The sequence below is a fragment of the Pseudomonas syringae group sp. J309-1 genome (genome assembly GCF_032582135.1).
GTDB classification, from domain to species: domain Bacteria; phylum Pseudomonadota; class Gammaproteobacteria; order Pseudomonadales; family Pseudomonadaceae; genus Aquipseudomonas; species Aquipseudomonas quasicaspiana.
On record NZ_JAWHNU010000003.1, the window covers coordinates 153,454 to 179,894 of the forward strand.

Here is a 26,441-nt window from a genome sequence, read left to right on the forward strand (position 1 = left end):
ACTAAAGAGCCCCGGTAGCCTGCAAAGCTACCGGGGCTCTTTGTTTCACAAACGCTAGAAAGAGCAGCTCAGGCTCTATAACTCAGCCTTTCTAACTCAGGCTCTATAACTCAGGAGAACGCCCAATCCTGCGCAGGTTCTGATTGAGCGCCCACCAGCTCCACCTCTACAGCTGCGGCGGCGACGTTCTGCGGCGCGAAGATTACGGTGTCTTGCAGCTCCGTCAACGGCCAGCGTTCGTCCAGGGTTAACTCAAAGCGCTGGCCCAGATCGTTGGTCTCGTAGTTCTTGAGGTAAGTGCGGCCCAACTCTGCGTTGTAACTGAGTTTAAGCGTGTCGCCAGTACCATCTCCGAACCCGGTAAAGCCCAGAGCCGAAACATCGATGTGATCAAACCTCTTGTCGAAGTTTTCAATGACGTCGGAGAAGCTGTCCGTGGCAGTGCGGTAGCTATCGCGGATGGAGGTGTAAAGGAAAGTGTCTGCGCCCTCCCCGCCGTCCAGAATATCGCGACCGGCACCACTCTGAATAACGTCATCTCCCCCGCCGCCATTGATATGGTCGTTACCGCCCAGTCCCTGGATTATCTCGGCGATGGCCGAGCCGTTGATCACGTCAGCGCCTGCGGTGCCTTTGATGTTCACCGGTTCGAATACCAGGTTGTCGGTGTTCAACTGATCGAGGTAATTCCCCTCAAGCACCAGTTCGAAGCGTTGCCCTTGAGCGTTGGTCTCAAAGTTTTTCAGGTAGGTACGCGTACCTTCAGCGTTTACCTGAAGTGAAAGCGTGCCGTCCAGACCATTGCCCAGGCCGGTAAAGCCCAGACCAATCAGGTCGATACGATCTTGAGTCGCGTCGAAATCAACAATACGGTCACTGCCAGTGGTGGTGCCGGTACGGTAGCTGTCGCCCACCGCGTCGAACCTGAAAATGTCAGCGCCGGTGCCGCCGATCAGGACGTCCCGCCCGCCGTTACCCTGCAATACGTCATCGCCGCCCAGACCCTTTATGATTTCAGCCTGATCGTTACCAATCAGGTTGTCCGCGCCGGTCCATCCATCAATGTGGCGATTACCGTCCTGACTACCGAACGTAGTATCCAGAGATCCGTCAGCATTAAGCCGGGTAATAGCGTAACCAGCCTGGCCGACAACCACGATTTTTCCGTCTTCCTGCACGGTTACGCCGCGCGCAGAGTAGCCTTCATTAGCACCCAATGCCGGGTGTACAACACCGTTGTCGCCAAAGCTCGTATCAAAGCTGCCATCCGCGTTGAGGCGCACTACAGTAGCGGCGTCGTAAGTCGTGCTGGTACCTGCAACGATGATCTTGCCATCGGGCTGCACAGTGACAGCAGATTGCCCTTGTAGCCCAAACGACTGTTCGAACACCAGGGTGCCGTTGTCAGCAAAGCTGGTGTCCAGTTCACCATCAGCAGAGACTCTGACGATGCTGTAGGAGTAGTCACTCATTGCCGAGTAATTGCCGCCGAACAGAAAGCTGCCGTCCGGTTGTACTGTCGTCGAATTGTATACTCCGATGAACTCACCTGCGCCGGTAAAGGTGAACTTGCCGTTATCACCAAACTCAGTGGCCAGGGAACCGTCAGCGTTGAGCTTGGCCACGGCAGGGTAGTCACCCTCCATGCCCGTGATGTAGAGGGTCCCGTCCGGGTTCACCGTAATATGTCCGCCGTTGTCGGCGGGCGGGATATCGACGTCAACAACCCCCGCGCCACCAAAGGAGGTATCCGCTACGCCGTCCTCATTGAAGCGCTGAACACGTACGCCCAACGGCCCGGCGACGGCTGACAGGATATGGCCGTCCGGCTGTACCGTCATATAGATACCCTGGTCCTGGTCTACGCTAGCCTGAACCATCACCACGCCGTCTTCTCCAAAGGTGGTGTCCAGCGTACCGTCCGTATTGAGGCGAATCACCGAATAGTTGTCGCGTGTTTCGTGCTCTTCATAAGAATCGCCCAAGCGCCCCAGAACATAGGTACTGAAGCCGGCAACCAGTATCTTGCCATCCGCCTGCATGGCGACGCTGTTGGCCTTATCACCCAAGTTTGTGGGGGCTACATAAACCTGCCCAGGGGCTGTAGTCACGGTATGCGTGCGTTGCTCTTCCATGTTGCCAATCCTTTAAACGTCATGGGGTCCACGTCAAAGTGGAGTAAGGGCGCTCGCCGAGATGTCGGACGACCGAGCAAAACTCTGACCTCGAATGATGCAACATGTGCCAGAAATCTGTTCAGCAATGGATTTGGGCGGTTTTTAGGTGATGTACGGGCGATGCATTTTCTGTAGGAGCTGCCGAAGGCTGCGAAGCCTTTCTCCTGACACGCCGCGATCGCAGCCTTCGGCAGCTCCTACAGGCCCTATGTTTGCCGCGAGGCTGGTAGGACCGGATTCATCCGGGAAGACGGCATTCCAGACAGCAATGATGTGGCGGATGTACCGATCTCTTCCCGAATAAATTCGGTCCTACAGACTGCATGAAGTTCACGTAGTACTGCTGAGCCCTGCTCATGGATTCATGTTGTAAAGCCCTGTTATCAGCGCAAGCCTGGTGCCATAGGCTCCAGCCATGGAAAAGTCCATCACACCTGTTTTCATTCAGTGCACCTGCGACGCAAGACGGCGGTCGATTGACAAGGAGTAAGCCCCATGAAGTTTGAGACGCCTGCGAGCACCAACCCCATCGATCAAATGAAAGTGATTGGTCAACCCAAGGATCGTGTTGAAGGCAGACTGAAAACAACCGGCACGGCGACGTATGCTTACGAACAGCAGGCCACTGCCAGCGCGCCCGCCTACGGCTATGTATTAGGTGCATCCATTGGAAAAGGCCGGATCTCCTCAATTGATTCGAGCGAAGCACGCCAGGCCAGCGGTGTTATTGCAATCGTAACCTATGAAAATGCCGGGCATTTGGACAAGGGGGAATTTTACGTTGATCGCGCACTTGCCGGTCCTGAGGTGGATCACTATCACCAGGCAGTAGCAATCGTCGTTGCCCACACGTTCGAACAAGCCCGCGCCGCCTCGGCACTGCTTCGCGTCGATTACGTCAAGGAAGCTGGAGCCTATGATCTTGCCGCGCAGCGAGAGTCGGCCAAGACACCCCCGCCGGGTGCGTTCGGCCCTCCTCCACAAACCGCTATCGGGGATTTCGAAGGCGCGTTCAAGCAAGCAGCTTTCACCCTCGACGGTCATTACACCACCCCGGATCATGCCCACGCGATGATGGAACCCCATGCCACCATTGCTCAATGGCAAGGAGACAAACTGACGCTATGGACGTCCATTCAGCAAATGAACTGGGGCGTCAGAGACCTGGCCAAGACACTTGGAATCCCCAAAGACAACATTCACTTGATCTCGCCTTACATTGGCGGCGGTTTTGGCGGGAAAGGCACCATTCTGTGTGACGCCGTGTTGGCCTCTCTTGCGGCCAGAGAAGCCGGGCGGCCGGTAAAAGTAGCGCTTCCCCGCCCGCTGATGTTCAACAACCTGACCCATAGGCCAGCGACGATTCAAAGAATACGGCTGGGTGCCAATCCGGACGGCACACTCACCGCCATCGGCCATGAGAGTTGGTCCGGCAATCTGCGCGGTGGTCGTACTGAAGCCGCCACCGCATCAACCCGAACGTTGTACGCGGGCGCGAACCGCATGACCCGTTTGTACCTGGCCAAACTCGACTTGGCTGAAGGCAGCGCCATGCGAGCGCCCGGTGAGGCTCCAGGCATGATGGCGCTGGAAATTGCCATGGACGAAATGGCTGAGAAACTGGGCATGGATCCTGTGAAGTTTCGCGTCATCAACGACACTCAGGTAGATCCGGAGCAGCCAGATCGCCCATTTTCGCAGCGCCAGTTAGTCGAGTGCCTGAATACGGGAGCTGATCATTTCGGCTGGGCTCGACGTAATCCCCTGCCCGGCAAGGAGCTACATGACGGCTGGTGGAGCGGCATCGGCATGGCATCCGCCATCCGTGGAGCGCCCACCACGAAATCCGCCGCTAGCGTCCGGCTGGATCGCGATGGCATCGTCACCGTCGAAACCGACATGACAGACATCGGAACTGGCTCCTACACAATCATTGCCCAGACTGCAGCGGAAATGATGGGTGTGGGCATGGATAAGGTGAACGTGCATTTAGGGGATTCACGCTTCCCGGAGTCCTCCGGGTCAGGCGGCCAATGGGGTGCAGCCTCATCCACGGCGGGCGTCTACGCTGCCTGTGTGAAACTCAGGGAAGCCATCGCGACGAAGTTGGGACTGGACCCAACCACAGCGGAATTTATCGATGGCCAGATTCGTGATGGTCTGAAAAGCATGCCATTGGCACAAGCGGCAATGGACGGCGACGTAATGGCCGAGGACGTCATGGAGTTCGGCAACCTGGCAAAACAGTATGCCCAGCAAACCTTTGGCGCTCATTTTGTCGAGGTCGGCGTCCATGCCGCCACAGGAGAAATTCGCATTCGCCGCCAGTTGGCGGTCTGTGCAGCAGGACGGATACTCAACCCCAAAACAGCCCGCAGCCAGATCATTGGCGGGATGACCATGGGCGCTGGTGCAGCGCTTATGGAAGAAATGATTGTGGATCATCGCCTGGGATTTTTTGTTAATCACGATCTTGCCAGCTACGAGGTACCGGTGCATGCCGACATCCCTCATCAAGAGGTTATTTTTCTGGATGAAGTAGACCCTTACGCAACACCTCTCAAGGCCAAGGGTGTCGGCGAGCTTGGTATTTCCGGAGCTGCCGCGGCGATTGCCAATGCTGTCTACAACGCGACCGGCATAAGGGTTCGCGATTACCCCATCACGCTCGATAAGCTCATTGATCATTTGCCCGCTCTGGGCTGACCTTACCTTCAACTCACTTGGCTTCGGAGTCATCAATGCAGCTCAGCCGGACGAATTTGGCCGATATTGTTTATTTCCTCGCCATCGCTCGGCATCAGAGCTTCAGAAAGGCGGGCCTGGAGGTGGGCATCAGTGCGTCAGCGCTGAGCCATGCCATGAAAGGCCTTGAGGCGCGTCTTGGTGTTCGGCTGCTTAATCGCACAACCCGAAGCGTGACGCTCACGGCTGCCGGTGAGGAGTTGCAGGGCCTCATCAGCTCTCCGATAGATGATATCGGGCAAGCGCTTGAGTCTCTGAACCGCTTACGTGATGAGCCCGCCGGGCGTATTCGTCTGAACGTCTTGAGTGACGGAGCCAAATTGCTGTTGGGGCCTGTGCTGCCGGTATTCGTCGATCGCTATCCGAACATCGAGGTCGACCTGACCGTGACCAACCGGATGGTCGATATCATCGGCGACGGACACGATGCAGGCATTCGTTTTGGTGGCACGGTCCCCGAAGACATGATCGCTCAACGCCTGTCTCCCGATGTGGCATGGGCCGTTGTTGGAGCGCCTGATTACCTTGAGCGATTCGGTACCCCGAAACATCCGGAAGATCTATACCAACACCGTTGTCTACGCGTACGCCTGGGTAACGCACGCATCTATCACTGGCAATTCTCGAAAGAGAATCAACAGATGGAGATTGACGCGCCCGGCACGATAACCATCGATGAAACCCGCGTCGGTGTAGCAATGGCGATGCGTGGCGCCGGCTTGATGTACGTTCCCGCGACGGTCGTTGAACGACAGATTGCGGAAGGCTCGCTGCAGCGAGTTCTGGAAGACTGGACTCATTACGATCCGGGTTTTCACATTTACTACTCAAGCTTCAGGCTGGTTCCTGTAGGCCTTCGCCTGCTCATTGACCTCATCCGCGAACTCGAACCGATGGGTCCCCTTCCATAGCGTTGGCATGCCCCATCCGAATGGTGACAAAAACTGTCCACATCCCGCTATAGATTCAACTCCGAAGCCAGCTCAACTATTGGACCAGGTTCGGAGACGTATCATGAAACGCATTCAATATCACACGTACGGCGGGCCGGAAGTGATGCGGGTCGAGGATTTTGACCTCCCTCCCCCAGGCGAAGGCGAAGTTGCAGTCAGTGTCAGGTTTGCTGCGATCAATCCGATTGACTGGAAGTTGCGCAGTGGGCAAATGAAAATCGTCACCGGGAAGAAATTTCCTCGTGCGATGGGTATGGATTTTTCCGGAACGGTTTTATCGGTCGGCCCAGGTGTGACACGTTTGAAAGTGGGCGATGCGGTTTTCGGGTTGGCCCGATTCAAGGAAAGCGGCGCGTTTGCCGAGGCCGTTATCACGAAAGAAGCATTTCTAACCCATAAGCCCGACGATGTTTCATTCGAGGAAGCTGCGTGCCTTGGTACGCCTGGCGTAACCGCATGGAACGGCCTTATCGACAAAGCCAGGCTGCAAGCAGGCCAGCAGGTCTTCATCAACGGTTGTGCCGGTGCCGTGGGCGAAGCCGCTGTACAAATAGGGCTTATGCATGGCGGTATCGTGTCAGGCAGTTGCAGCGCCAGGGACATACAAAGGGCAAAAACACTCGGTGTGCGAACCGTCTATGACTACCGCAATACACAGGTATCCAGTATCGCGGTCCAATTCGATGTCGTTTACGACACCGCGGCGACGCTAGCTGTTTCTACAGGGGTTGCAATGTTGCGCCCGGGAGGCGTGTTTCTGGATCTGAACCCAGGCCCTGGCAAATTCATTCGAGCGATCTTTGATCGCCGACTCAAACCCATCATTGGGTCGCCCCGCGCAGAAATTCTGGATAAGCTCGCCAAGGCTGCCAGTGCAGGAAGCTTCAGAATCCCGATAGGCATATCTGTGGCCCTACACGATGCTATACAACTGATCGGGGACATCGAAAACGGTCGCAAACCTGGCGGTAAGGCCGTCATCGAGATGGTTAACGAGATAGGGTAGCTATGGCCAGAAGTGATCGTTTGTTTGAGCTGATGCAAGTGCTTCGGCGTCATCGCAGAACGGTATCAGGACGAACACTCGCTCAAGAGCTGGGAGTGTCGCTTCGCACCATACGCCGCGACGTTCTGACATTGCAGGGCATGGGGGCCGAGATTGAGGGTGAACCCGGCTTGGGATACGTGCTCAAGCCGGGTTTTCTTCTGCCTCCGCTCTCATTTACGGAGGAAGAAATACAGGCACTGGTAACCGGTGCTTTATGGGTCAGTCGTCATACCGACGACAAGTTTGCCTTCGCCGTTAAAAATGCATTAGCGAAGATTAACGCTGTCCTGCCTCCGGACATGCGACCGGCCTTCGACGATGAAACATTTTATGTCAGCGGCCCTGCATCCCATGCCACACCCATCGACTTGAGCGAGATTCGCCGTGCCCTGCGCAACCAGTGCAAGCTGCGTATCACGTTGTCGATCACACATGCACCCGATATGGACCAGATCATCTGGCCAATCATGTTGGGGTTTATTGAAAACCGGCGTTCAGTAGCAGCCTGGTGCGAGGCTGACGGCAAATTTCGCATGATAGACCTGGATAACGTGACACACGTTGAAGTGCTTGCAGAACGCTACTCCCGCAATCGCCGCCAGATGATCAACGAATGGCGTGCCCTGGACATTTTGCCGTGTAACGAACGTGGTGAGACGTGCTGATCGCGGGCGGCTGGCTACATCGTCTGTTTGAGCTTTTTCATACATGCCTGTTTTGGCAGTGGAAGAAATTAGCAAATATGTAGCTGCTATTTTTGGATAAGTCGCAACTTGCTGGCTGGCGATCGACACCTGGGAATGTCTTGGCAATACCCCATTATGCATATAGCCATAAAGGCGCTCGACTCGAGAAAGTGTGCAGTAACAGTGCATATTCCCAGCCTGCATAATTGCCGTTGCTGGCATCCACCACCTGCCGCAAACAAAAACCTTTCCTCACAACAGGCAAACGCCGAGTTCTCGGCAATAACGGCGATCCACGCCGCTGACCTAGGCGGAAATGGCAAGCAAATTGCTATTCCTTACAGGAAACTAATTTACTCAAAGGGAATGAATAATTTCACCCTGAGGCGTAAATCCAAGCGCTGACGCACTCTGCCCCGCAGGGTCGTGCCAGCGAAATTCCTGACCTCTGGAGATACTCAGCCATGATCCGCCTTACTCGCACAGGCCGCGCCATCTGCGGCCTCCCTCTTGTTGTGGCTTGCTCTTCAGGGTATGCCGATGAAGCTACGCCAGTGATCAACACGGGTGACACAGCGTTTGTGGCGCTGTGTTCGCTGGTCGTGTTGTTGATGACGTTGCCCGGCCTTGCGCTGTTCTACGGTGGTATGGCCAGAACCAAGAATGTGCTATCGGTGATGATGCAGGTGTTCTGCACGGCGGCCTTGATGTCGGTCATTTTTGCGGTGTATGGCTACAGTCTGGTGTTTGGCGACGGCGGCTCGCTGAATGCAATCATTGGCAACTTCGACAAGTTGTTTTTGCAGGGCGTAACCATTCATACAGTGGTGGGGACCATTCCTGAGTATTTGTACTTTCTGTTCATGTTGCTGTTTGCCGCCATTACCCCGGCAATTATTGTCGGTGCATTTGCCGAACGCATGAAGTTTGCAGCGGTGATGGTGTTCATGGCGGTGTGGATCACCATTAATTACATTCCCATGGCGCACATGGCATGGGGCGGTGGCTGGGTGTTCAGTCTGGGCGTGCAGGATTTTGCCGGCGGTAACGTCGTGCATCTCAATGTCGGTATTGCCTCGCTGGTCGGTGCCTGGCTGATCGGTCGGCGACGCGGTTTCGGCACCTCAGCGCTGGCACCGCACAACATGACGATGACCATGACCGGCGGTTCACTGTTGTGGGTTGGCTGGCTGGGTTTCTGCGGTGGCTGCGTGCTGGCCGTCAATGGTTTCGCCATGCTGGTGATGGTCAATACCATGCTGGCCAGCTGTGCCGGTGCGCTGGGCTGGATGCTTGTGGAATGGAAACACCGTGGCCGACCAAGTCTGTTCGGTGCGGTATCGGGCTCTATCGCGGGTCTGGTGGCAATTACCCCGGCATGCGGTTTCGTCGGGCCCATGGGCGCCATCGTCCTTGGCTTCATCGCAGGCCCTCTGTGTGTCTGGTCGGTGGAAAAACTCAAGCCTATGCTGGGCCTGGACGACGCCTTCGACGTATTTGGCGTGCACGGTGTCGCGGGTATTCTGGGTGGGCTTTTGACCCCGGTATTTGCCATGACAGCGTTGGGTGGTCAAGGATTTGCTGAAGGCCGTGACCTCATCAGTCAGTTGATGGTCAATGGCGGCGCGTTGCTGTTCAGCATCGTGTTCTCGGCGGTGAGCAGTTTGGTGGCGTTCAAGATCGCTGCGATGCTATGCGGTGGCTTACGTGTGGATGAAGATGCCGAAGTGGATGGCCTGGACCTGGCCGCCCACGGCGAGGTCGGGTACAAATACTCTAACTGACTCTCAGGATTATTCGGGGTTGATGGTCGGGCTGAAGGTATTCAGCCCGACTGCTTTCGATTCGGCATTGCTGCACAATCAGTGTCTTGATTGCCCTGCAAAAGTAATGAATTCGCTCCCACGAGGTATGCGCCAACCTGAAATCCAACGCGATCCTGTGGGACTGGATTCATCCGGAAGACGGCATTCCTGACGATAAAGAGGCTATGGATGCACCGCCCTCTTCGCGAATGAATTCGCTCCCACGCAGACTGTGTGAAAACCCTCAGACAAAAAAAAACTGCGTGCGCTCACGTGAAATCTTTAAAAGTTTGTGTGGGTCACAGACCTCAAACTCACGTAGGAGCGCGGTTTTTTGAGCGTTTTTTAGCCAGCTAATTGGCTCGGGAGGTTTTCACACAGTCTGCACGGGGTTTGCACCAACGCGATCCCTGTGGGGGACCGGATTCATCCGGGAAGACGGTGTTCCTGTCGATAAAGAGGCTATGGATGCACCGGCCTCTTCGCGAATGAATTCGCTCCCACGGGTTTGCACCAACGCGATCTCGGTGGGACCGGATTCATCCGGGAAGGCGGCATTCCGGACGATAAAGAGGTTGTGGATGTAACGGCCTCTTCGCGAATGAATTCGCTCCCACGGGGTTTGCACCGACGCGATCTCTGTGGGACTGGATTCATCCGGGAAGGCGGTATTCCTGACGATAAAGAGGCTATGGATGTAACGGCCTCTTCGCGAATGAATTCGCTCCCACGGGGTATGTGCCAACCTCAGATCCACCGCGATCCTGTGGGACCGGATTCATCCGGGAAGGCGGCATTTCTGACGATGAAGAAGCTATGGCTCTGAGGGGGATGCAGCTACACGCCCCCTCCCTCCTCTCCAATTAAAAGAAAAAAGCGCCAGTGCAAGATACATCCTGCACTGGCGCCTTTAACCGATGGAAAGACTTCAGCTACGAACCCGGAGTTTGTCTGGATCGTACGCTACGGTACTGGCAGCCACCTGCGCGCGAATACGCTTTTGCTGGCCATCGAGCTTGCCGACTTCCACAGTGGTCCCCGGTTCGCAATAGGCAACGTCCAGTCGGCATAGCGCGATGTTGCGCCCCAGCACCGCAGAGCGCGTCGCGCTGGTGATCACCCCTACCTGAGCTCTTCCCACCCGCACGCAATCGCCATGTGCCGCCACTTCATTGCCTTCCAGCACCAGTCCCACCAGCTTGTGTCGAGGCTGAGCGGTACGCCGCAACAGCGCTTCGCGACCAATGAAATCGGCGGTTTTGCTTTTGAGTGGCACGCAAAACCCAATCCCTGCTTCAAACGGATCGGTCTGGTCGTCGAACTCGTAACCAGCAAATACCAGCCCGGCCTCGATGCGCAGCATGTCCAGGGCTTCAAGCCCCAGTGGCACCAACCCCAAGGGTTTGCCAAGCGCCCAGAGCCGTTCCCAGACTTGCATCGCGTGATCGGGGTGGCACCAGATTTCAAAACCCAGTTCGCCGGTGTAACCAGTACGCGAAACCATCAGCGCCGGGCCGTTATGGTCATCGAGGCGTCCAGTCAGAAAACGGAACCAGCCAAGTTCTTCCAGGGCAGGCTGGGTGCCTGGTGTCCAGATCATCTGCTTGAGCAATTCACGGCTCAGCGGGCCTTGCACCGCGACGTTGCTAATCTGTTCGGAAGCGCTCTTGATCCACACTTTCATGCCGAGTTTTTCGGCCTGCTCGCGCAGCCATACACCGGCATGGTCTTCGCCGCCGATCCAGCGAAACGCATCCTGGCCCAGTCGCAGTAAAGTGCCGTCATCGAGCATGCCACCATGCTCGTAACACATCGCTGAATACACCACCTGGCCGATGGCAAGTTTGCGTACGTCACGGGTCAGGCAATAGTCGAGCAACGCTTCGGCATCCGGGCCAAGCACTTCGAATTTGCGCAGCGCCGAAAGGTCCATCACGGCTACCCGTTCACGGCAGCCGTGGTATTCCTCAAGGGCGCCGTAGCCATCAAAGCGGCTTGGGGTCCAGAAGCCACGATAGTCGGTGAACTGTCGGGTCAGGCTTGAAGTGCCCGCATGAAAACCGCTTTTGCGGGTCAGCACCGGGTCGGCGTCAGCTGTCTGTCGTGTGGTCATGGCGATACTGAAACGCTCCTTTTCGGAATACACGCGAACATGAATATCGGTGGGCTGCCAGCCATTGGCCGGGTCGATGTCATCCGGGCAACTGCTACTGGCGCAGAGCAGATCGGTCATAGCCTTGAGCAACACGTAATCACCGGGACGAGACCATGGCTCATCGAGGGTCAGGTGCTGATGGGCATCGATGCCGGTATTGAAGAAGAAGTTGATCGCAGGCCACCCCGCCCGCCCCTGTACACCATGCGCGGCCAGCACGCGGCTGATGTTATCGCTGCAGTTTTCGTGGCCAAAGTAGCCCTGGGATTCGTAATAGCGTGCGGTGCAGGCCAAGGCAAAGGTGTCATGGCGGCCGACCGTGTCACGCACCACTTCCAGCATCGGTTGCAGGTTGCGGTCGAAGAAACGGCTGAACAGGCCTGGCCCCGGATAGGCGCTGCCGTTGAGGGTGCGGGTGACCGTGGGGTCCAGGTCAATTTCTCGGCCGACATCCAGCCCGCGCCGATCGAAGGCGACAAAGTCAGAGCACTGGCGTCCGGCGACGTCAATTACCTGAATGAACTGACCCGCGCCCACTCGATAGTCCCGCGCGGTACCCGGCGTAATGGTGAACTCGTCAATGACCTCACCCAAAGGCGCTGGCAGCGGTGGCACCCACAATGCTGTCGGATTGGCCCGTTCAATGATCAGACGCAACTCGCTGGCCCTGCCCTGTTCATCCACCGATGTGCGCCCACCCGGTGCGGCGACCACCACCAACAGATCGGCACTGGCGGTCATTGCGCGGCTGAAGCCTGCCGGTGTGGCGCTCGGCCAGAGGCTGCACGCATCAGCGAGATGACGGCAATCCACCCCGCGCTGCGTCAGGCCCGCCACAGCATGCTGCGCCTCACGACTGGACTGGCCAAGGCTCTGGCCGATAAAGCGTGCCCCGGGGGTGCGTTTTAAACCCAACGCCGAGAGCGCTTCGCGGCCATTGGCGAGAAAGGCCAGCAATTCAGCGGCCTGGTCACCTTCCAGATCAATGACCTGCAAGCGATCCCCAGCCTGCAAGGCAATCACCGTCAACCCACCCGGCGCAACCCGGTGGCGTTCGTAGCCAGGCGTGCGGGCAAACAAGGCCGGTTCCAGAGGCCGGCTTGTGACAGGAAGATTCATGGCAACCTCAACCTGCAGATTTGAGGCGATCAAAACCATCGCTGGCCAGATAGGTCTCTAACGAATCGTCCAGCGCGTCGAGCCACGGGGTGTGGTGAACGGTGGCCAGCGTACCGGTGATCAGCGAGCGATAGCAGTTGTTGCGATAGCCCATGATGTCTTCGTACTTGTCTTTCTTCCATTGCAGGAAAGTCTGATTAACCTGCGAGATATCGAAACTGGGGTAATCAGTGGCTTCGATCAATTGGCGGATGTATTCGCCCTGAAATTCGAACATCTGTTGCGCGGTTTCAAGGGTTTCTTCCTCACGGCGCCAGGCCAGGTTTTCCGCCTCCATGTGGGCTTTATCCGGTAAATCGATGCACCCCAGAATGACATCGCGGGCGTACCAGGCTTGGGCGTCGAACATATTGAAGCTGTACCACTGGTCCTGCATGCCCAGATAAATCAGCCGAGGGTTGGCTTCCCAGAAAATGCCTTTGTACAGGTTCAGCGGCCACAGGCGGTTACCCGTTTTGAGGCGCAGCTCTTCGGGCAGAAAAGCAAAATGATGTTTGTAGCCGGTGCACAGAATCACCGCATCGACTGCCTTACTCGTGCCGTCGACAAAAAACGCGCGATTGCCCTGCACATGAGTCAGCAGTGGCTTCTCTTCCCAATTCTCCGGCCAGTGATAGCCCATCGGTGCACTGCGATAGCTGCTGGTGATGGTCCGCGCGCCGTACTTGTAGCACTGCGAGCCAATGTCTTCGGCCGAATAACTGCTGCCGACGATCAAGACGTCCTTGTCTTTGAATTCCAGAGCATCGCGGAAGTCATGCGCATGCAGCACGCGCCCGGCGAAGCTTTCGAAACCCGGAAAATGCGGCACATTGGGCGTGGAAAAATGCCCACTCGCGACCACCACATAATCGAAGACTTCGCTGCTGGTCAGGTCGCTGCCGTGATCATGAACGGTGACAGTGAACTGCTCCTGTACCTCGTCAAAACTCACGCTGCGCACCACCGTGTTGAAACGGATGTAGTCACGCACACCGGCTTTTTCGACCCGACCCTTGATGTAATCCCAGAGCACCTCGCGCGGCGGATAAGAGCCGATGGGACGGCCAAAATGCTCATCGAAACTGTAGTCGGCAAACTCCAGGCACTCTTTTGGGCCGTTCGACCACAGATAGCGATACATGCTGCCGTGAACCGGCTCACCATGTTCATCCAGCCCGGTGCGCCAGGTGTAATTCCACATACCGCCCCAGTCAGCCTGTTTCTCGTAGCAGACCAGTTCGGGCGCCTGTTCCGGCGTGCACGCACCCGACTCCACGGCCGACTGAAATGCCCGCAACTGAGCCAGTCCGCAGGGGCCCGCACCAATAATCGCGACTCGTTTTTTCATGTTCGATTCTCCGCAATGAGAAAAGCTCGATGCCTCACAGGCAGTACAAGCGGCTGGCAACCAAGGCGTTGCGTATCAGGCAGGTGACGAACATCGGGGGCTCATCGGAAGATCACCGTCTTGTCGTGGTTGATGAACACGCGATGTTCCAGGTGGTATTTGAGGGCCCGCGAGAGCGCCACGGTCTCGGTATCCCGGCCGATGGCGACGAGATCGTCCGGGCTATGGTCATGCTCGACCCGTTGCACCTGCTGCTCGATGATCGGCCCCTCGTCGAGGTCGCCGGTGACGTAATGCGCCGTTGCGCCGATCAGTTTGACGCCCCGCGCATAGGCCTGGTGATAGGGCCTGGCGCCCTTGAAGCCGGGTAAAAACGAGTGGTGAATATTGATCGCCCGCCCCGCGAGCTTGTGACACAAATCATCGGACAGAATCTGCATGTAGCGCGCAAGCACCACCAGGTCGGTCCCGGTCTGCTCGACGATGCTCATCAACTCGGCTTCCTGCTGTGCCTTGGTGTCGGGCGTAACGGGCAGATACACGAAGCGGATGCCCTCGCGCTCAGCCATCGGCCGCAGGTCCAGATGGTTTGAAACAATGGCGGTGATGTGCATGCTCAGCTCGCCCTTGTGGTGGCGATACAGCAGGTCAGTCAGGCAATGGTCGAACTTGCTGACCATCAGCAGCACCCGCAGCGGTTTATCACCCGCGTGCAGCGCCCATCGCATGTCGAAGGGCACAGCAACATCGTCGAAGCCCTGGCGCAGAGCATTAATATCGCCAGTGATGCCAGCATTGAAGCGAAACACCGCCCGCATGAAAAAGCGCCCGGTGTGCTCGTCGTCGAACTGCGCCAGTTCGCTCAGGTAACAGTCGCGCTCGGCCAGGTATGTGGTCACGGCGCTAACAATGCCCGAGGTCGCCGGGCATTGGACGTTGAGTATGTAGTGCGAGGTGGACATGGCATGTTCTCTTGTCATGAAAAAATCGCGTACTCAGCCCTTGGCCGTGCGTTTTTTCTTCTCGGGGTCATCGAACGGCAGGCTGTGACTGATTGCCTTGACGCTCAGGCTGCCCCGCACTTCCAGGGCGACGCCCTGCTCGGCAATGTGCGGCTGGACCCGGGCGATCGCCATGGATTTGCCGGTCAGACGCGAGTACATGCCGCAGGTGATCAAGCCCACCTCGCGGCCCTCGAACCACAGGGTGTCGCCCGCCTGAGCCGCCACCTGACCGTCGAGCAGCACACCGAATATCTTGAAGCGCTCAGAGCCCTGGCGTCGGTAATGCTCCTCAGCACCCCGAAACCCCTGTTTGCCGGGCGACACGGTGAAATCCAGGCCCAGTTCCCAGAGGCTGTCGCCGGCCTTCTGATCGGCGAAGGGATACATCTGCGAGTTGTCGTAGGGGAAAAACAGCAGTGAGCTTTCGACACGCAGCCAGTCCAGTGCGGTAAAAGCGCACGGGATAATGCCCAGGTCGCGGCCCTGCTCAAGAATGCCGTCCCAGATCAGCGGGGCATCGGCAGCCTTGCAGAAAATTTCGTAACCGCGCTCCCCTGTGTAGCCAGTGCGCGAGATCATCACCGGGCGGTCGAACAAGCGGGTTTGCAGATGGTGGAAATACGCCAGATCACGAATACCCGGTACGTGACTGGCGAGGAAATCCACGGCCTTCGGTCCTTGCAGTGAAAGATCGTGCAGGTCGTCATCGAACAACACCGCGACCTGACGGCCCAGTGCCGAACGCACCAGCAACTCATGGCCGCTGCCCGCTCCATGCACAACCATGAATGCATTGGGGCCGGTGCGGTACACAATGCAGTCGTCGGCAAAATTTCCGTCTTCATCGAGCATGCAGGCGTATACCGATTTGCCCGGATACAGCTTGGCGATGTCGCGAGTAGTGGCCTGCTGAAGCAGGTTTTCGGCGTGCGGCCCGACGTAATGCACCTTCTTCAGGCCCGACACGTCCATCAAACCGGCGCGAGTGCGAATGGCCTCATGGTGGTCAGCCAGGTCGCTGGCGTAGGTCCAGGCGGTGGGCATGCCGTTCCAGTCTTCCAGCTGTGAGCCAAGGGCCAGATGCCGTTCGCGAAGCGCAGGGGTGCGCCATGAATGAGTCATGGAGTATTCCTCTTGGATTGAGTGAGGGTTTGAGGTCAGAGCTGGAGGTCAGGCCTGATCTCAGGTATCGAAATCAAAGCGTCGCAGCCAGTCGATCAGGACCTGCCGATAACGGGTCATGCCCTTGTAGTCGGCAATGGCCTCGGGCAAATCGCGAATTACCCGGTGCATGCGTTGCGCCCAGGCCGGGTTGGTGACGAGTTCGTCCATGCTGATCAGGTAGGTGCGAATGCCGAACATCAGCGCATTGGAGCGCGGCAGGCGCATCATCAGTTGCATCTCAACGCGCAAATGAACCAGCCGCCCCGCGTTTTCGGCGGTGACCTTGCCACGGTCGTTGCCCCATTCATGAAAGGTTTCGGGCGACGAATCCAGTCGCGGATTGATCGTCAACGTCCAGTTCAGGCGACGCACCGGCTGGCCGACCTGCACATTCAGCAGGTATTTCAGCGCCCGGTCGAAGATGCCCATCTGGTGCGCCATCGGTACCGGCGAGTGCCATTGTTTGAAGCTCATGCCAGCGTCGAAACGCAATGACCAGTCGGCCGGACAGGTGACCATGCCCGCGTCCATGAACAAGTCACCATCGCGCTGATCGAGCACAGCGAAGTCGCCCTGCAACTGGCGGGTGATGTACTCCAGTGGCTCGCACGGCAGACTCGCCGGATCACCGAACGTGAAACGCTGATCAATACCCATGGGCAGGTTCTGCCAGTGCCAGGCGTCGCCGTCGCGCTGCAGATGAAAGTGCTGCGGATAGTCTTCAGACAGATGCTCCATCAGCACCTGCACCATGTCCCAGGCGGCCAGCGTCATATGCGGCATGACCAGACAGCGTCCGGGGTCGCGTTCCAGTACACGGGCTCGTTCGGCGGTCTCGGACAGGTAATGTTCGTCAATGTCGAACGGGTGCTCGAAGATCGACCCTGGATCACGGGAAATCGCCGGCTCGATGTTCACTGAATACATGTACTGGTCTTCAGGAAACGGAAACGGGAAGCGCGCGATGGCCTGCGGGCTATTGCGAAAGCTGAAGTCGTCGCAGTAGGTTTGCGGCGCTTTGAAGGCTAGGGTCATGACAAAACTCCACAATCAGATATCGAGTACCAGCGCTCTGCCGCAACTGCGCGACACACAGGGCATCAGGTGAGTGCTGCGTTCGTGGTCGCTGAGAAACAGATCCCGATGCTCGACCGCGCCGTCTATATAGGCTGTCTGGCACTGCCCGCAGACCCCGCCGCGACAGAGGTTGGGCACCTCGATGCCAGCCGCTTCCAGGGCTTCTAGCAGGCTGTCCTCGGCATTGACCTTTAACTGTCGACCGCTACGTGCGAGGTGCACATCGAAGGGATTACCAGGCTCCGGGGCGGCGAACGCCTCCCAGTGCACGCGACTGGCCGGCCAGCCCAGCGCCTGGCTCTGCTCGCGCAAGGCATCGATCAACGTTTGCGGGCCACAGGCGTAAACATGTGTGCCCAGTGGGCGCTGGCTCAGCAACGTGTTCAGATCCAGTCGTCGCGTGGGGCTGGCATACACATGCAGGCGTGGCCCCAACTGCTCGCGCAACGTGTCCAGATAGGCATCGCTGATGCCGGGACGGCAGGCGTAATGCAGCTCGAAATCCTGGCCCTGACGCGTTAGCTCCGCGCAATACGCCATGAACGGCGTAATGCCGATGCCTGCGGCAATCAACAGGTGCAGGCGCGCTTTGCTGTGTACCGGAAACAGATTGGCCGGGGCCGAAATAGTCAGCCGGTCACCGACGTCCAGTTCGTCATGGATAAAGTGCGAGCCACCCCGCGACTGAGACTGACGACGCACGGCGATGCGGTAATGGCCCGTCTGAGCGGGATCACCCAGCAGCGAATAGGCATTGCGCCGACCATTGGGCAAGTGCACTTGTACATGGCTGCCCGCTGAAAACGCCGGCAAAGAACCGCTCAGCGGCTCCAGCAACAGTTCGCGCACCATCGGCGTCAGCAAGTGGGTTTGCGCCACTCGAACAGCAATCGTGCGGCTCATGCGCAGGCCTCCCCGTATGGACGGTCGGCGTCGGCGCAAACGCCAATATACGCGCCCAAACGCTGGGAAAAGTGCTGGCGAACTTCGAGCACTACAGCGCACTGGCAACAGGTGTGCAGTGCGGCATCAGTAGCGTCCTGCAATGTGGCACAGTGCACGCAGAACACCGAACGGTTACCGCCCTCGCCCGGTCCCGAGTTCAGGCTCAACGTGATTTCATCGGTCAGTAGCCCCGCGTCAACGGCCACCGTGCGCACCTTCCAGAGAAACGACTCATCGCCCTGCACATGCAACTGCACACCGACATGGCTGTTGCGTAAATGCTCGGCCAGTACCCCCTGTAACGTCTGTAGATCTTCCAGTTCGGGCAAGGCCAGGTGCGTCAGGCGGCGGGCTTGTGCAAGCCGGTCTTGTAGCTCGGCATGAAGTTTAAGGCCTTGCGTCTGGGTCACCAGCAAGTAATCACGGCACAACTGCATGGGTGGTACTGCGTCATACGTCGGCAGGCTGACAGGGCGCGACGCTGGAATCGGATTGTTCATGTCGATCCTCGTGCTGACGAGGGCGGAATTGCCCTGAGGTGTTTCCTCATGGGCAAGATAATTTCCTATGCGGCATGCATGCTCAATCCTCACGATGAGCTACTCCCAAAGGGGTAGTTGACAGTCAGGGGCATGGAATTTGCTGTCTTACAGCATTCATATCGACAAGACGGGAGGAAAAAATGCACACAATCAGCCCCGCGCCTTCGCCGTTATCGACCACCCATTCGCTGACCGAACGCGAAACGCAAACCCTCAGCCTGATCAGGGACGGCCTCAACAACAAGCAGATCGCCCGGGAGCTGGGCATCAGCGATGGCACGGTAAAGATTTATGTGCGCAACCTCCTGCGCAAGTTTGACCTGCACTCACGCCTGGAGCTGGCGTCCTGGATGCATCGTCATGAAGCGCAGCCCCAAGGGCATGACCCGATAACGCTCACTGAACAGGCCCCGCAGGCCACCACTACGATCAGTGTCAGCGGCTTGGTCAACGACTTGCCGGCGCTGATTTACAAGGGTGAAAACGCGCGCGCCTGGCGCATGCAGTACGTCAGTGAAGGCTGCCTGCACCTGACTGGCTACTCCGCCGAACAACTGACTCGCGAACAAAGCTATGGCGCATTGATTCTTGAGGAATACAGCGACTATGTCTGGTACTGCGTGCAATGCGCACTGCTCAAGCGTGAGCCATTTCAGCTGAAATACCGGATATGTTGTGCCGATGGCCGAATCAAGGAAGTGTGTGAAACCGGCGTCGGGCTGTACTCGAGTAGCGGCGAGATCCTGGGCCTTGAAGGGGTGATATTCGAGGTGGGTGCATAAGGTCTGTACCCTTCGATATTTCAGGTGTTCCGTAATTTATTCGGCGCCTTTCCCTTCCTTCATCAAACAACATGCAAACGCTGGATTGAAATACGTTTTCTGTAGGAGCTGCCGAAGGCTGCGAAGCACCTTGTCCTGACACACCGCGATCGCAGCCTTCGGCAGCTCCTACAAGTCCTATGTTCACCGCGAGACAGCGCGGCGACTGGACGACGTATAAATCAATAGCACACCTGTGCTATCGAAAATCATCTGCAGGTCAATTACTGTTTTTTAGCTGAACCAGATTTTCAGGTTCATTGAATAGAGTCATTGCCATGCTACGTACCACGGCGTTTTCTTCGCTGATGCTCACAGCGTTTGCTTCGGCATTTGCCCAGACGGCTTGCCCGGGCGGCGTCGCTCCCGGTAGCCCTCAGTGCGGGCCGGACTCGGGGACATCAAGAGCCGATTCTGCCCCTGCCCGTCCGACCGGCGAATGGATAAAAACCTGGGGCGCGATTGCAATGTCTAAATCCACAGGCGAAGTAGGAACCGTTGTTGGCAAACTATCCGAGGGCGATGCGAAGATCTCTGCCATCAAACAATGTGCAAAGGGCGGAGCAAATGATTGTGCCGTTCAGCTGTTTTATCGGAATCAATGCGCTGCGCTCGCTGCGTCTCAGGTGGACACTTTTTTCCAGTCGTCTCCAATCCAACAGCTTGCAGAGAGTGGCGTGAAAAGGGTGTGTGATGAGAGTGGCGGAGGGACATGCAAGGTCTTGTACTCAGAGTGTACCGAACCGCTGTTCAGAAAATACTGAAGTCGGAACCGGCTTATCCTTGGTCACCGATGTTCATCGCGAGTTGCATTCCCCTTGAATAACCGTTATTTCACGCAGAGCGCAATGTTCGTGCGCGCAGCATGGATCACGCTCAAATAATCGTCGACGACGGCAGGTGACATGTCCTGGGTAATTGCATCATCTGCCATCGCAGCATCCTGGCGATATTTCGACAGCGTCGCCAGGCATCCAGCCTTATCCTTCAATTTATACTGCGTGAGCGCATAGTCATTGCGCAGACCGCCCTCATCCATCATCCCCATTGTGTTGAGGCACTCACGATAAACGGGCGCCAGGGTCGTCTCGGCCTGGGCGTATTTTTTCTCGTCGTAGAGCTTTTTGAACAGTCGGCGCGTCTTGTCCAGCGCGGGTTGAGCGCATAAGGCGGGCACATAATGGTAGTCACCTTCGAAACTGCCATTGTTGCCGCAATACTCGCGACACTGCTCTTTTGTAGAGGTACTCACCACTAACCCGTTGGGCGCGATGGTCAGGTCCAGTGCACATTGGCTCGGGGCATCGCCTTCGTAAACTACCGCGCCTCCTCCCGGGTTCAACCGGCCGGAAAACGTGCAGCCACTACCGGCGTTTTCGGTGTCCAGTGAGAACGTCTGGATACCCTTCGCGCCTGCGGATTCAATGACCAGTTGCCCCCAACCACCCTCAGTCGCATAAGTGGCCGCTTGTGGCGGTGACTGTTGCGCCCTGACTGATACGGGCAACATCAACGCGGTAACGCAAAAAGCAGCGCAGCAAATATTAATAGCTCGCTTCATCGCTACGCCCTTATGGAGGATTGAGCCCATTTACTGCCACCGCGGATAATATGCATAGGGACCTGAAACTGCACCACTGCGTAAATAAACAACATCGAGTTTGGCGCTCCACAACGTTTCGACAGGCGCACATGACGCATCCTGGCTCTTGGCGAGCGCCGTTTTTTTCTGGTAACCAACTTACGGACTGCAGTCGATAAATCAATAGCACACCTGTGCTATCGAAAATCATCAACAGGTCAATTACTGTTTCCCGCTGGACAGGTATTTAAAAGTTCGTTGAGGTCGAGTGATCAATATGCTTCGTGCCACGTTATTTTCACTGCTGGTACTCGCTGTCTCTACTCCGGCCTTTTCGCAGACGGCTTGCCCAAGCGGCGTCGCCCCTGGCAGCCCTCAGTGCGGACCTGACTCGGGGACCTCACGAGCGAACTCCGCGCCTTCACGGCCAACCGGGGAATGGATTAAAACCTGGGGAGCGATTGCTGGATCGGATAGTCGTGGGGAAGCATGGACTTCCATTGGACGACTGTCGAAAGCTGAAGCTGAAGCTGAAGAGCAAGCGCTTGACCAATGCAAGGCCGCAGGAGCGTCGGACTGCATTGTGACGTTAGCGTATCAAAATCAGTGCGTATCGATGGCCTCCCCTCCTGGTTCCGGGCGCAGCGCTACTAACAGTGCAAAGAGCAAAGAAATTTCCAATCAAGACGCGCTGGCCAAGTGTCAGGAAGTAAATGGGCAAGCCTGTGAAGTTATCTATAGCGCATGCACAGATCCGATATTTAAAAAGTTCTGATGATCATGGCAGCCGTGACAGCGCATAACAGCCCCAAAGCAAACGAGTTCTACACGCTGATGCCCGACATCCGAAGTAACTGGGGGCCCTACGGCGTCATCTTTTCGAATGAACGCGAGTTACTGACACCGCCGCGCCGTATCCTGCGGCCCCCTGAAGGTGGTTTCCCGCCGCTACGCCAGATACCGCAGCTTGAATATGACCCCAGGAAAGGCAAAATGCCGCGCGACCTTGAAGGCATATTCAGCGGCTACTGGCTGGTTTCAGAGCGGCTGAAGAAGGTGTTCGAGGAGATAGATCCATTGGCCTTTGAGTTTGCCGAATGCACATTCCATTTGCCTGATGGCTCGAGGGGGCCCACTCATTTCCTTTGTGACGTTGTACGCGTCCTCGATGCGGTGGATGAAAAAGCTTCCAGGTTAAACGTCGAGATCAGCGATGAATTCTTGAATGGAAAGTTCTATAACTTCTGCGGCGGTGCGAGGCTCGCTTTCCATCAAAGCGTCGTCGGTTCGGCGCACATTTTCCGCGTCCCCTACTCCGGCCGTCTGGTTGTCTGCGATAAAGCATTTCGGGATGCGGTTCGGCAGGCCGGGATTGGCGCCAAGAGTCACTCTGACGGGCTGTGGTTCGAAGATGCTGCCAATCTGTAGGCCGAAGCAAACACTCGTGGCTGGTACAAATCTTGTGGCCCCCGGTGTCCATGGCACCACACTGTCGTACAGCAAACGGAGACTTGTAGGAGCGCGCTTGCCCGCGATGGCATCTGGTCAGGCAACGCATTTTTCGCTGATGCACCGAATCGCGGGCAAGCGCGCTACTACGCATAAAATCAATCCAAATCAGTTACTTATAATTGTTAATCAGGGGAAATTCATCCGCAAACAGGCTGGTGCATTCACAGCATCCTTATCATCAGGACTGCCGACTTCCCGGATAAATCCGCTCCGATAAACGCGCCATGACTAATTCACGCTGAGGAGTCAACAATGCAATTGCACCCTTCGTTGAAGTCCTTGATACCGGAATGCAGGCAATGGCTTGATCGGGCCCGGACCTCGGGCGATATCGACCGCTACACAAGCGCCGTGGAAGAACATCTCGCAGTTGCCGGCCGCCTTAGCCCCAAGGCCGGGACACAGCTTGGACGAATCAGCCACTTTTGGAGCGTCGCCGCCTGCGACGCCTACTTTCGGGCGGATCTGGATGAACTTGCCTGTTTTTTCAGCTGGACGATTGAAAGCCGTGCGCTGGTGCTGCGCTGGGATGCGGTACACAGTCAGCTGCGTCCACAGCTTGGCAACTGGCCCCAGGAGTACTCAGACAGCCTGCGTGCTGCAGGCCCCACAGTCTTGTCTCAGTGGGATACAGGCAAGACCGGCGCGCAGCGCTTTCTGGAAATGGCGGAGAAAGATGCACGGCTCAATCTGTTCCCTCAGTCACGTCGAATCGCCCACAACACCCACGATGTGTTTTTAACGTTTCTGTTCTGCGACGCCTATGCACTGTCGACCCTGTTTGCACCACGCAAGCCCTTGATAACTGTGTATCAGGAGCTACTGGATAACTGGAAGACCCAGGACCAGAACACTTTTGCGCACCACATGAGCCAGGCCGCTGAATTCCATATCAGTCGGAGTAAGTACAGTACGGGTTCGAAATCTTACGAATTCGACTACGACTTTGATCGCGTCTTCCCGATCGAATTACTGGCCGTCCTTGCGCTACGACGTCGGGCCAGCCTTGCGGATCTTCCAACGGGTCACGTACTGGTTGATGGGCCGTGGTCGGTGATAAAGGAACTGCCTTGCGCTACGCCGCACCCTCTTATCGCGACTGTTCTGACGAGGGTGAGAAATGACTATCCGCAATTTCTCTGAGGCCTGATCAACGATTGGCAGCGCGATGGTTGCAACCAACGTCAGGAAAAGCTCTGCGCCGCGCTGAAAAAAGAGGTGAGGATGAAGGACTGGAAACTCGCTGAACTCAATCAGGCAACTATCAGGCTGATCCTGGCAGGTTGCGTGATCGCATATGTGGTGGTCGTTGGGCTTGTCCCGGGCCTTGTCCTTGAGCATTACCGGTTGATCATTGGGTATTACACCGGCGTTTTGGTGTTTTCCCTGATATTGCGCATGCACATTGTCCGCTACCCGGGTGTGTATTTGACGCGCCGCCTGTTGGCAATGGTGCATGACTACATAGGGATCTCGGTCGGACTGGTATTGGGCGGGGAAGCTACCCTACCGCTTTTCAGCCTGATGGTTTGGGTCACCCTGGGTTACGGCATGCGCTTCGGCTCGCGCTATCTGGCCACAGCGGCGGTCATGGCGCTGCTGTCTATATTGATTACCTATCAACTTACGCCCTACTGGCAGGCGCAGCCTTATATGGTCGTGATGCTGATATTAGTCATTATTCTGGTTCCAGCCTACGCCAATACCCTGTTGATAAGGCTCCGTCAGGTCTCCGAGCAGGCGACGGTTGCGAACCAGGAAAAGGAACGCTTTTTAGCCCAGGCCAGTCATGATCTGCGGCAACCCATTCACTCGATTGGCATGTTCACCGCATGTTTGCGTACGAGCCCTCTAGGCGAATATGAGCGGCAGTTGGTCGATAATATCGATCGCTCACTGCAAAACGTGTCGCAGCTTTTCCGCTCCATACTGGATATCTACACGCTTGACAGCGGCAAAGTCTCAGTCAGATCAGACGTGGTAAATATCGAGGACCTGCTTCGTGATCTGGCCCGGCAAAACGCCGCTGCAGCGCGTTGGGCTGGCGTCGAATTGAGAGTTCGTGCGTGCCCACGCTGGGTCAGAATAGACGCCACACTGCTGTCGACGATGGTGCAGAACATCATTTCCAACGCGCTCAAATATGCCCCGGAGCATCCGGTCCTGATCGGGGTGCGCAGAACCCGTGGTGGTCTTTCGATCCATGTACACGATCAGGGGCGCGGCATCTCGGATGAACACGTGCCCAAGGTTTTTGATGAGTTCTATCGCGTTCGCCATACGCGTGAGAAAGACATCGAGGGTGTGGGGCTTGGATTATCGATTGTCAGGCGCCTTAGCCAGATCCTTGGCCTAAGAGTCAGCCTTGTTTCACGGTTGGATCGCGGAACCAGTGTGGCCATTCACGGCCTTCAAGAGGTGCCTGCTCCTGCACAACAACCCTCTAAGAAGATCCTCGGCGAGAGTCTGCTCAGAGGCCTGAGAGTCTGTCTGGTCGAGGACGACGAAAACGTGCTGAACGCCTCAGCTACGTTGCTTGGACGATGGGGCTGCGAGGTTCAGACCGCTCGTTCGGCGCAGGGTTTGATCACCGAGTGTGACATCCTCATCGCCGATTATGATTTGGGCACAACCGCCAATGGCGTGGACTGCATTGATCAGGTCAGGGCAGCACGTGGCAGGGATATTCCGGCCATGATCATTACCGGGCGTGATGTCGGGTTCGTCGCTGAAGAGTTGCACAAACGTAATGTCGTGTTGCTGGCCAAGCCATTAAGGCCCTCAGAGTTACGACTGGGTCTGCTATCAATGCGCGAGACATTAATGGATGCCCATTCGTGATGTTCTGGCGCGCGCCATGCAGGACTATCGGTTCTCCTTTTAAAACTGATGATTCGGAAGACTCCAGCAAGAGAAGCTTAAATGACGACCAGGCAATTACCGGAAAAAGAACAGTTCTATGTCCTGCAGAGTGATCCGCGCGGCGGTGGGCCCGGTACGGACGTTGAGATCGAAAACCTGGATGCACTTTTAACGCCTCCTAGCCGCATTCTCAGGCCTGTAAACGGAGGATTTCCTGCACTGCAAGAGGTGCCGCATTTGGTGCATGCCAACAAGTCAAAGCGAATGCCTCGTGATCTTGAAGGTGGATTCAGCGGTTACTGGCTGGTTTCCCAGCGTCTGAAGCAGGTCTTCGAATCCATAGATCCAGATGGATTCGAGTTTCTGGCCTGTGACTACACGCTGCCAGATGGTTCAAATGGCCCGCCGCATTACCTCTGTGACGTTGTACGCATGATCGCGGCATTAGACGAAGAAAAATCTACTTACCAGGTTCGGACAGGTCATGAGTTCGAGACTGGCAAACCATTCAGAATAATGACCTTTCCAGGTGGCGCACATCTCGCCTTCAAAAAGGATCTTGTGGGTTCTGCCCATGTATTCCGCATGGCCGAGAAGAAATCGTCAGTCATTTGTGATCGCGTGATGTATACCGCGATCAGGAAAGCCGGTATTGGCGTCAAGCCAAGTTCTGGTGGTCTTTTATGGCGCGACGCTGCCGATGTGTAAAAGTCCCGCCTGGTATGCCTGCCCGAATAACACACTCACTACAGCCGCACCTATAGTACGGGTGTGCTATAGGAAAACCGCCCTGTGCCTGTAACTTACAGATGATCATCGCTGGATTACTTTTCCACGACTTTTTGATCAGGCAC

The 26,441-nt window shown here is 56.6% G+C and carries 21 protein-coding genes; 12 read left to right on the forward strand and 9 right to left on the reverse strand.

The features are described from left to right. Positions 1-110: 110 nt before the first annotated feature. Positions 111-2,135 (reverse strand): M10 family metallopeptidase C-terminal domain-containing protein, encoded by a 2,025-nt coding sequence (locus RX972_RS02890; RefSeq protein ID WP_316872507.1) that lies wholly within the window; start codon positions 2,133-2,135, stop codon positions 111-113. Between the two features lie 537 nt (positions 2,136-2,672). Here RX972_RS02890 and paoC point away from each other — a divergent pair. The 5 genes from paoC (at position 2,673) to RX972_RS02915 (ending at position 9,393) form a co-directional block, all read left to right on the forward strand. Further along, the gene (paoC, locus tag RX972_RS02895; protein WP_316872508.1) at positions 2,673-4,883 is read left to right on the forward strand and encodes an aldehyde oxidoreductase molybdenum-binding subunit PaoC; all 2,211 of its coding nucleotides are present in this window, start codon (positions 2,673-2,675) and stop codon (positions 4,881-4,883) included. A gap of 35 nt (positions 4,884-4,918) precedes the next feature. Then, positions 4,919-5,833 (forward strand): LysR family transcriptional regulator, encoded by a 915-nt coding sequence (locus RX972_RS02900; protein ID WP_122706654.1) that lies wholly within the window; start codon positions 4,919-4,921, stop codon positions 5,831-5,833. A gap of 103 nt (positions 5,834-5,936) precedes the next feature. Continuing rightward, entirely contained in the window at positions 5,937-6,881 is a 945-nt protein-coding gene (locus RX972_RS02905; protein ID WP_231675494.1) for an NAD(P)-dependent alcohol dehydrogenase, read from the forward strand. A 2-nt stretch (positions 6,882-6,883) separates the two neighbouring features. Then, complete coding sequence (locus RX972_RS02910) at positions 6,884-7,588, forward strand: helix-turn-helix transcriptional regulator (RefSeq protein WP_231675493.1); 705 nt, start codon at positions 6,884-6,886, stop codon at positions 7,586-7,588. Positions 7,589-8,073: 485 nt separating this feature from the next. Next, positions 8,074-9,393 carry an ammonium transporter gene (locus tag RX972_RS02915; RefSeq protein ID WP_027900416.1) on the forward strand — a complete coding sequence of 440 codons (1,320 nt, stop codon included), beginning with the start codon at positions 8,074-8,076 and terminating at the stop codon, positions 9,391-9,393. 949 nt (positions 9,394-10,342) lie between these two features. On the opposite strand, the gene RX972_RS02920 is transcribed toward RX972_RS02915, so the two are convergent. The 7 genes from RX972_RS02920 to RX972_RS02950 all read right to left on the reverse strand — a co-directional run bounded on the left by RX972_RS02920 (position 10,343) and on the right by RX972_RS02950 (position 18,768). After that, a complete protein-coding gene (locus RX972_RS02920) occupies positions 10,343-12,688 on the reverse strand; it encodes a DUF1989 domain-containing protein (RefSeq protein WP_316872509.1) in 2,346 nt (781 codons plus the stop codon). 7 nt (positions 12,689-12,695) lie between these two features. Further along, complete coding sequence (locus RX972_RS02925) at positions 12,696-14,078, reverse strand: NAD(P)/FAD-dependent oxidoreductase (protein ID WP_316872510.1); 1,383 nt, start codon at positions 14,076-14,078, stop codon at positions 12,696-12,698. 101 nt (positions 14,079-14,179) lie between these two features. Continuing rightward, positions 14,180-15,040, reverse strand: a complete 861-nt coding sequence (purU, locus tag RX972_RS02930) for a formyltetrahydrofolate deformylase (protein WP_027900419.1) — start codon at positions 15,038-15,040, stop codon at positions 14,180-14,182. Positions 15,041-15,073: 33 nt separating this feature from the next. Next, a complete protein-coding gene (locus RX972_RS02935) occupies positions 15,074-16,204 on the reverse strand; it encodes an aminomethyltransferase family protein (protein WP_316872511.1) in 1,131 nt (376 codons plus the stop codon). 60 nt (positions 16,205-16,264) lie between these two features. Then, positions 16,265-17,281: a heme-dependent oxidative N-demethylase family protein gene (locus RX972_RS02940; RefSeq protein WP_122706644.1), complete on the reverse strand. Its 1,017-nt coding sequence runs from the start codon at positions 17,279-17,281 to the stop codon at positions 16,265-16,267. 15 nt (positions 17,282-17,296) lie between these two features. Beyond that, positions 17,297-18,226, reverse strand: coding sequence for a PDR/VanB family oxidoreductase (locus tag RX972_RS02945; RefSeq protein ID WP_316872512.1), 930 nt, complete (start codon positions 18,224-18,226; stop codon positions 17,297-17,299). After that, on the reverse strand, positions 18,223-18,768 hold the full coding sequence (locus RX972_RS02950; protein ID WP_316872513.1) for a dimethylamine monooxygenase subunit DmmA family protein: 546 nt from the start codon (positions 18,766-18,768) through the stop codon (positions 18,223-18,225). Before RX972_RS02950 ends, RX972_RS02945 begins: the two co-directional genes overlap by 4 nt. Before the next feature lie 182 nt (positions 18,769-18,950). Between RX972_RS02950 and RX972_RS02955 the strand changes: the two genes are divergently transcribed. Further along, positions 18,951-19,592 carry a LuxR C-terminal-related transcriptional regulator gene (locus RX972_RS02955; RefSeq protein WP_231666726.1) on the forward strand — a complete coding sequence of 214 codons (642 nt, stop codon included), beginning with the start codon at positions 18,951-18,953 and terminating at the stop codon, positions 19,590-19,592. A 347-nt stretch (positions 19,593-19,939) separates the two neighbouring features. After that, a complete protein-coding gene (locus tag RX972_RS29385) occupies positions 19,940-20,395 on the forward strand; it encodes a DUF4189 domain-containing protein (RefSeq protein ID WP_410478188.1) in 456 nt (151 codons plus the stop codon). A 65-nt stretch (positions 20,396-20,460) separates the two neighbouring features. Here the strand turns inward: RX972_RS29385 and RX972_RS02960 are convergent, their stop codons facing one another. Next, entirely contained in the window at positions 20,461-21,222 is a 762-nt protein-coding gene (locus tag RX972_RS02960; protein WP_316872514.1) for a hypothetical protein, read from the reverse strand. 268 nt (positions 21,223-21,490) lie between these two features. Between RX972_RS02960 and RX972_RS29390 the strand changes: the two genes are divergently transcribed. The 5 genes from RX972_RS29390 (at position 21,491) to RX972_RS02980 (ending at position 26,295) form a co-directional block, all read left to right on the forward strand. Then, positions 21,491-21,988: a DUF4189 domain-containing protein gene (locus RX972_RS29390; protein ID WP_410478189.1), complete on the forward strand. Its 498-nt coding sequence runs from the start codon at positions 21,491-21,493 to the stop codon at positions 21,986-21,988. Then, on the forward strand, positions 21,988-22,641 hold the full coding sequence (locus RX972_RS02965) for a DUF1629 domain-containing protein (RefSeq protein ID WP_122805230.1): 654 nt from the start codon (positions 21,988-21,990) through the stop codon (positions 22,639-22,641). The genes RX972_RS29390 and RX972_RS02965 overlap by 1 nt, the downstream gene beginning before the upstream one ends. A gap of 336 nt (positions 22,642-22,977) precedes the next feature. After that, positions 22,978-23,868, forward strand: a complete 891-nt coding sequence (locus RX972_RS02970; RefSeq protein WP_316872515.1) for a hypothetical protein — start codon at positions 22,978-22,980, stop codon at positions 23,866-23,868. An 81-nt stretch (positions 23,869-23,949) separates the two neighbouring features. Continuing rightward, positions 23,950-25,566, forward strand: a complete 1,617-nt coding sequence (locus RX972_RS02975; RefSeq protein ID WP_316872516.1) for a hybrid sensor histidine kinase/response regulator — start codon at positions 23,950-23,952, stop codon at positions 25,564-25,566. An 81-nt stretch (positions 25,567-25,647) separates the two neighbouring features. Next, on the forward strand, positions 25,648-26,295 hold the full coding sequence (locus RX972_RS02980) for an imm11 family protein (protein WP_316872517.1): 648 nt from the start codon (positions 25,648-25,650) through the stop codon (positions 26,293-26,295). The last annotated feature ends 146 nt before the right edge of the window (positions 26,296-26,441 follow it).

Coding starts and splice junctions, on each gene's coding strand:
- RX972_RS02975 (WP_316872516.1), top strand. CDS start 23,950: ATGAAGGACTGGAAACTCGCTGAACTCAATCAGGCAACTATCAGGCTG.
- RX972_RS02955 (WP_231666726.1), top strand. CDS start 18,951: ATGCACACAATCAGCCCCGCGCCTTCGCCGTTATCGACCACCCATTCG.
- RX972_RS02945 (WP_316872512.1), bottom strand. CDS start 18,226: ATGAGCCGCACGATTGCTGTTCGAGTGGCGCAAACCCACTTGCTGACG.
- RX972_RS02925 (WP_316872510.1), bottom strand. CDS start 14,078: ATGAAAAAACGAGTCGCGATTATTGGTGCGGGCCCCTGCGGACTGGCT.
- RX972_RS02950 (WP_316872513.1), bottom strand. CDS start 18,768: ATGAACAATCCGATTCCAGCGTCGCGCCCTGTCAGCCTGCCGACGTAT.
- RX972_RS02960 (WP_316872514.1), bottom strand. CDS start 21,222: ATGGGCTCAATCCTCCATAAGGGCGTAGCGATGAAGCGAGCTATTAAT.
- purU (WP_027900419.1), bottom strand. CDS start 15,040: ATGTCCACCTCGCACTACATACTCAACGTCCAATGCCCGGCGACCTCG.
- RX972_RS02970 (WP_316872515.1), top strand. CDS start 22,978: ATGCAATTGCACCCTTCGTTGAAGTCCTTGATACCGGAATGCAGGCAA.
- RX972_RS02980 (WP_316872517.1), top strand. CDS start 25,648: ATGACGACCAGGCAATTACCGGAAAAAGAACAGTTCTATGTCCTGCAG.
- RX972_RS02910 (WP_231675493.1), top strand. CDS start 6,884: ATGGCCAGAAGTGATCGTTTGTTTGAGCTGATGCAAGTGCTTCGGCGT.
- RX972_RS02935 (WP_316872511.1), bottom strand. CDS start 16,204: ATGACTCATTCATGGCGCACCCCTGCGCTTCGCGAACGGCATCTGGCC.
- paoC (WP_316872508.1), top strand. CDS start 2,673: ATGAAGTTTGAGACGCCTGCGAGCACCAACCCCATCGATCAAATGAAA.
- RX972_RS29385 (WP_410478188.1), top strand. CDS start 19,940: ATGCTCACAGCGTTTGCTTCGGCATTTGCCCAGACGGCTTGCCCGGGC.
- RX972_RS29390 (WP_410478189.1), top strand. CDS start 21,491: ATGCTTCGTGCCACGTTATTTTCACTGCTGGTACTCGCTGTCTCTACT.
- RX972_RS02900 (WP_122706654.1), top strand. CDS start 4,919: ATGCAGCTCAGCCGGACGAATTTGGCCGATATTGTTTATTTCCTCGCC.
- RX972_RS02920 (WP_316872509.1), bottom strand. CDS start 12,688: ATGAATCTTCCTGTCACAAGCCGGCCTCTGGAACCGGCCTTGTTTGCC.
- RX972_RS02965 (WP_122805230.1), top strand. CDS start 21,988: ATGATCATGGCAGCCGTGACAGCGCATAACAGCCCCAAAGCAAACGAG.
- RX972_RS02890 (WP_316872507.1), bottom strand. CDS start 2,135: ATGGAAGAGCAACGCACGCATACCGTGACTACAGCCCCTGGGCAGGTT.
- RX972_RS02915 (WP_027900416.1), top strand. CDS start 8,074: ATGATCCGCCTTACTCGCACAGGCCGCGCCATCTGCGGCCTCCCTCTT.
- RX972_RS02940 (WP_122706644.1), bottom strand. CDS start 17,281: ATGACCCTAGCCTTCAAAGCGCCGCAAACCTACTGCGACGACTTCAGC.
- RX972_RS02905 (WP_231675494.1), top strand. CDS start 5,937: ATGAAACGCATTCAATATCACACGTACGGCGGGCCGGAAGTGATGCGG.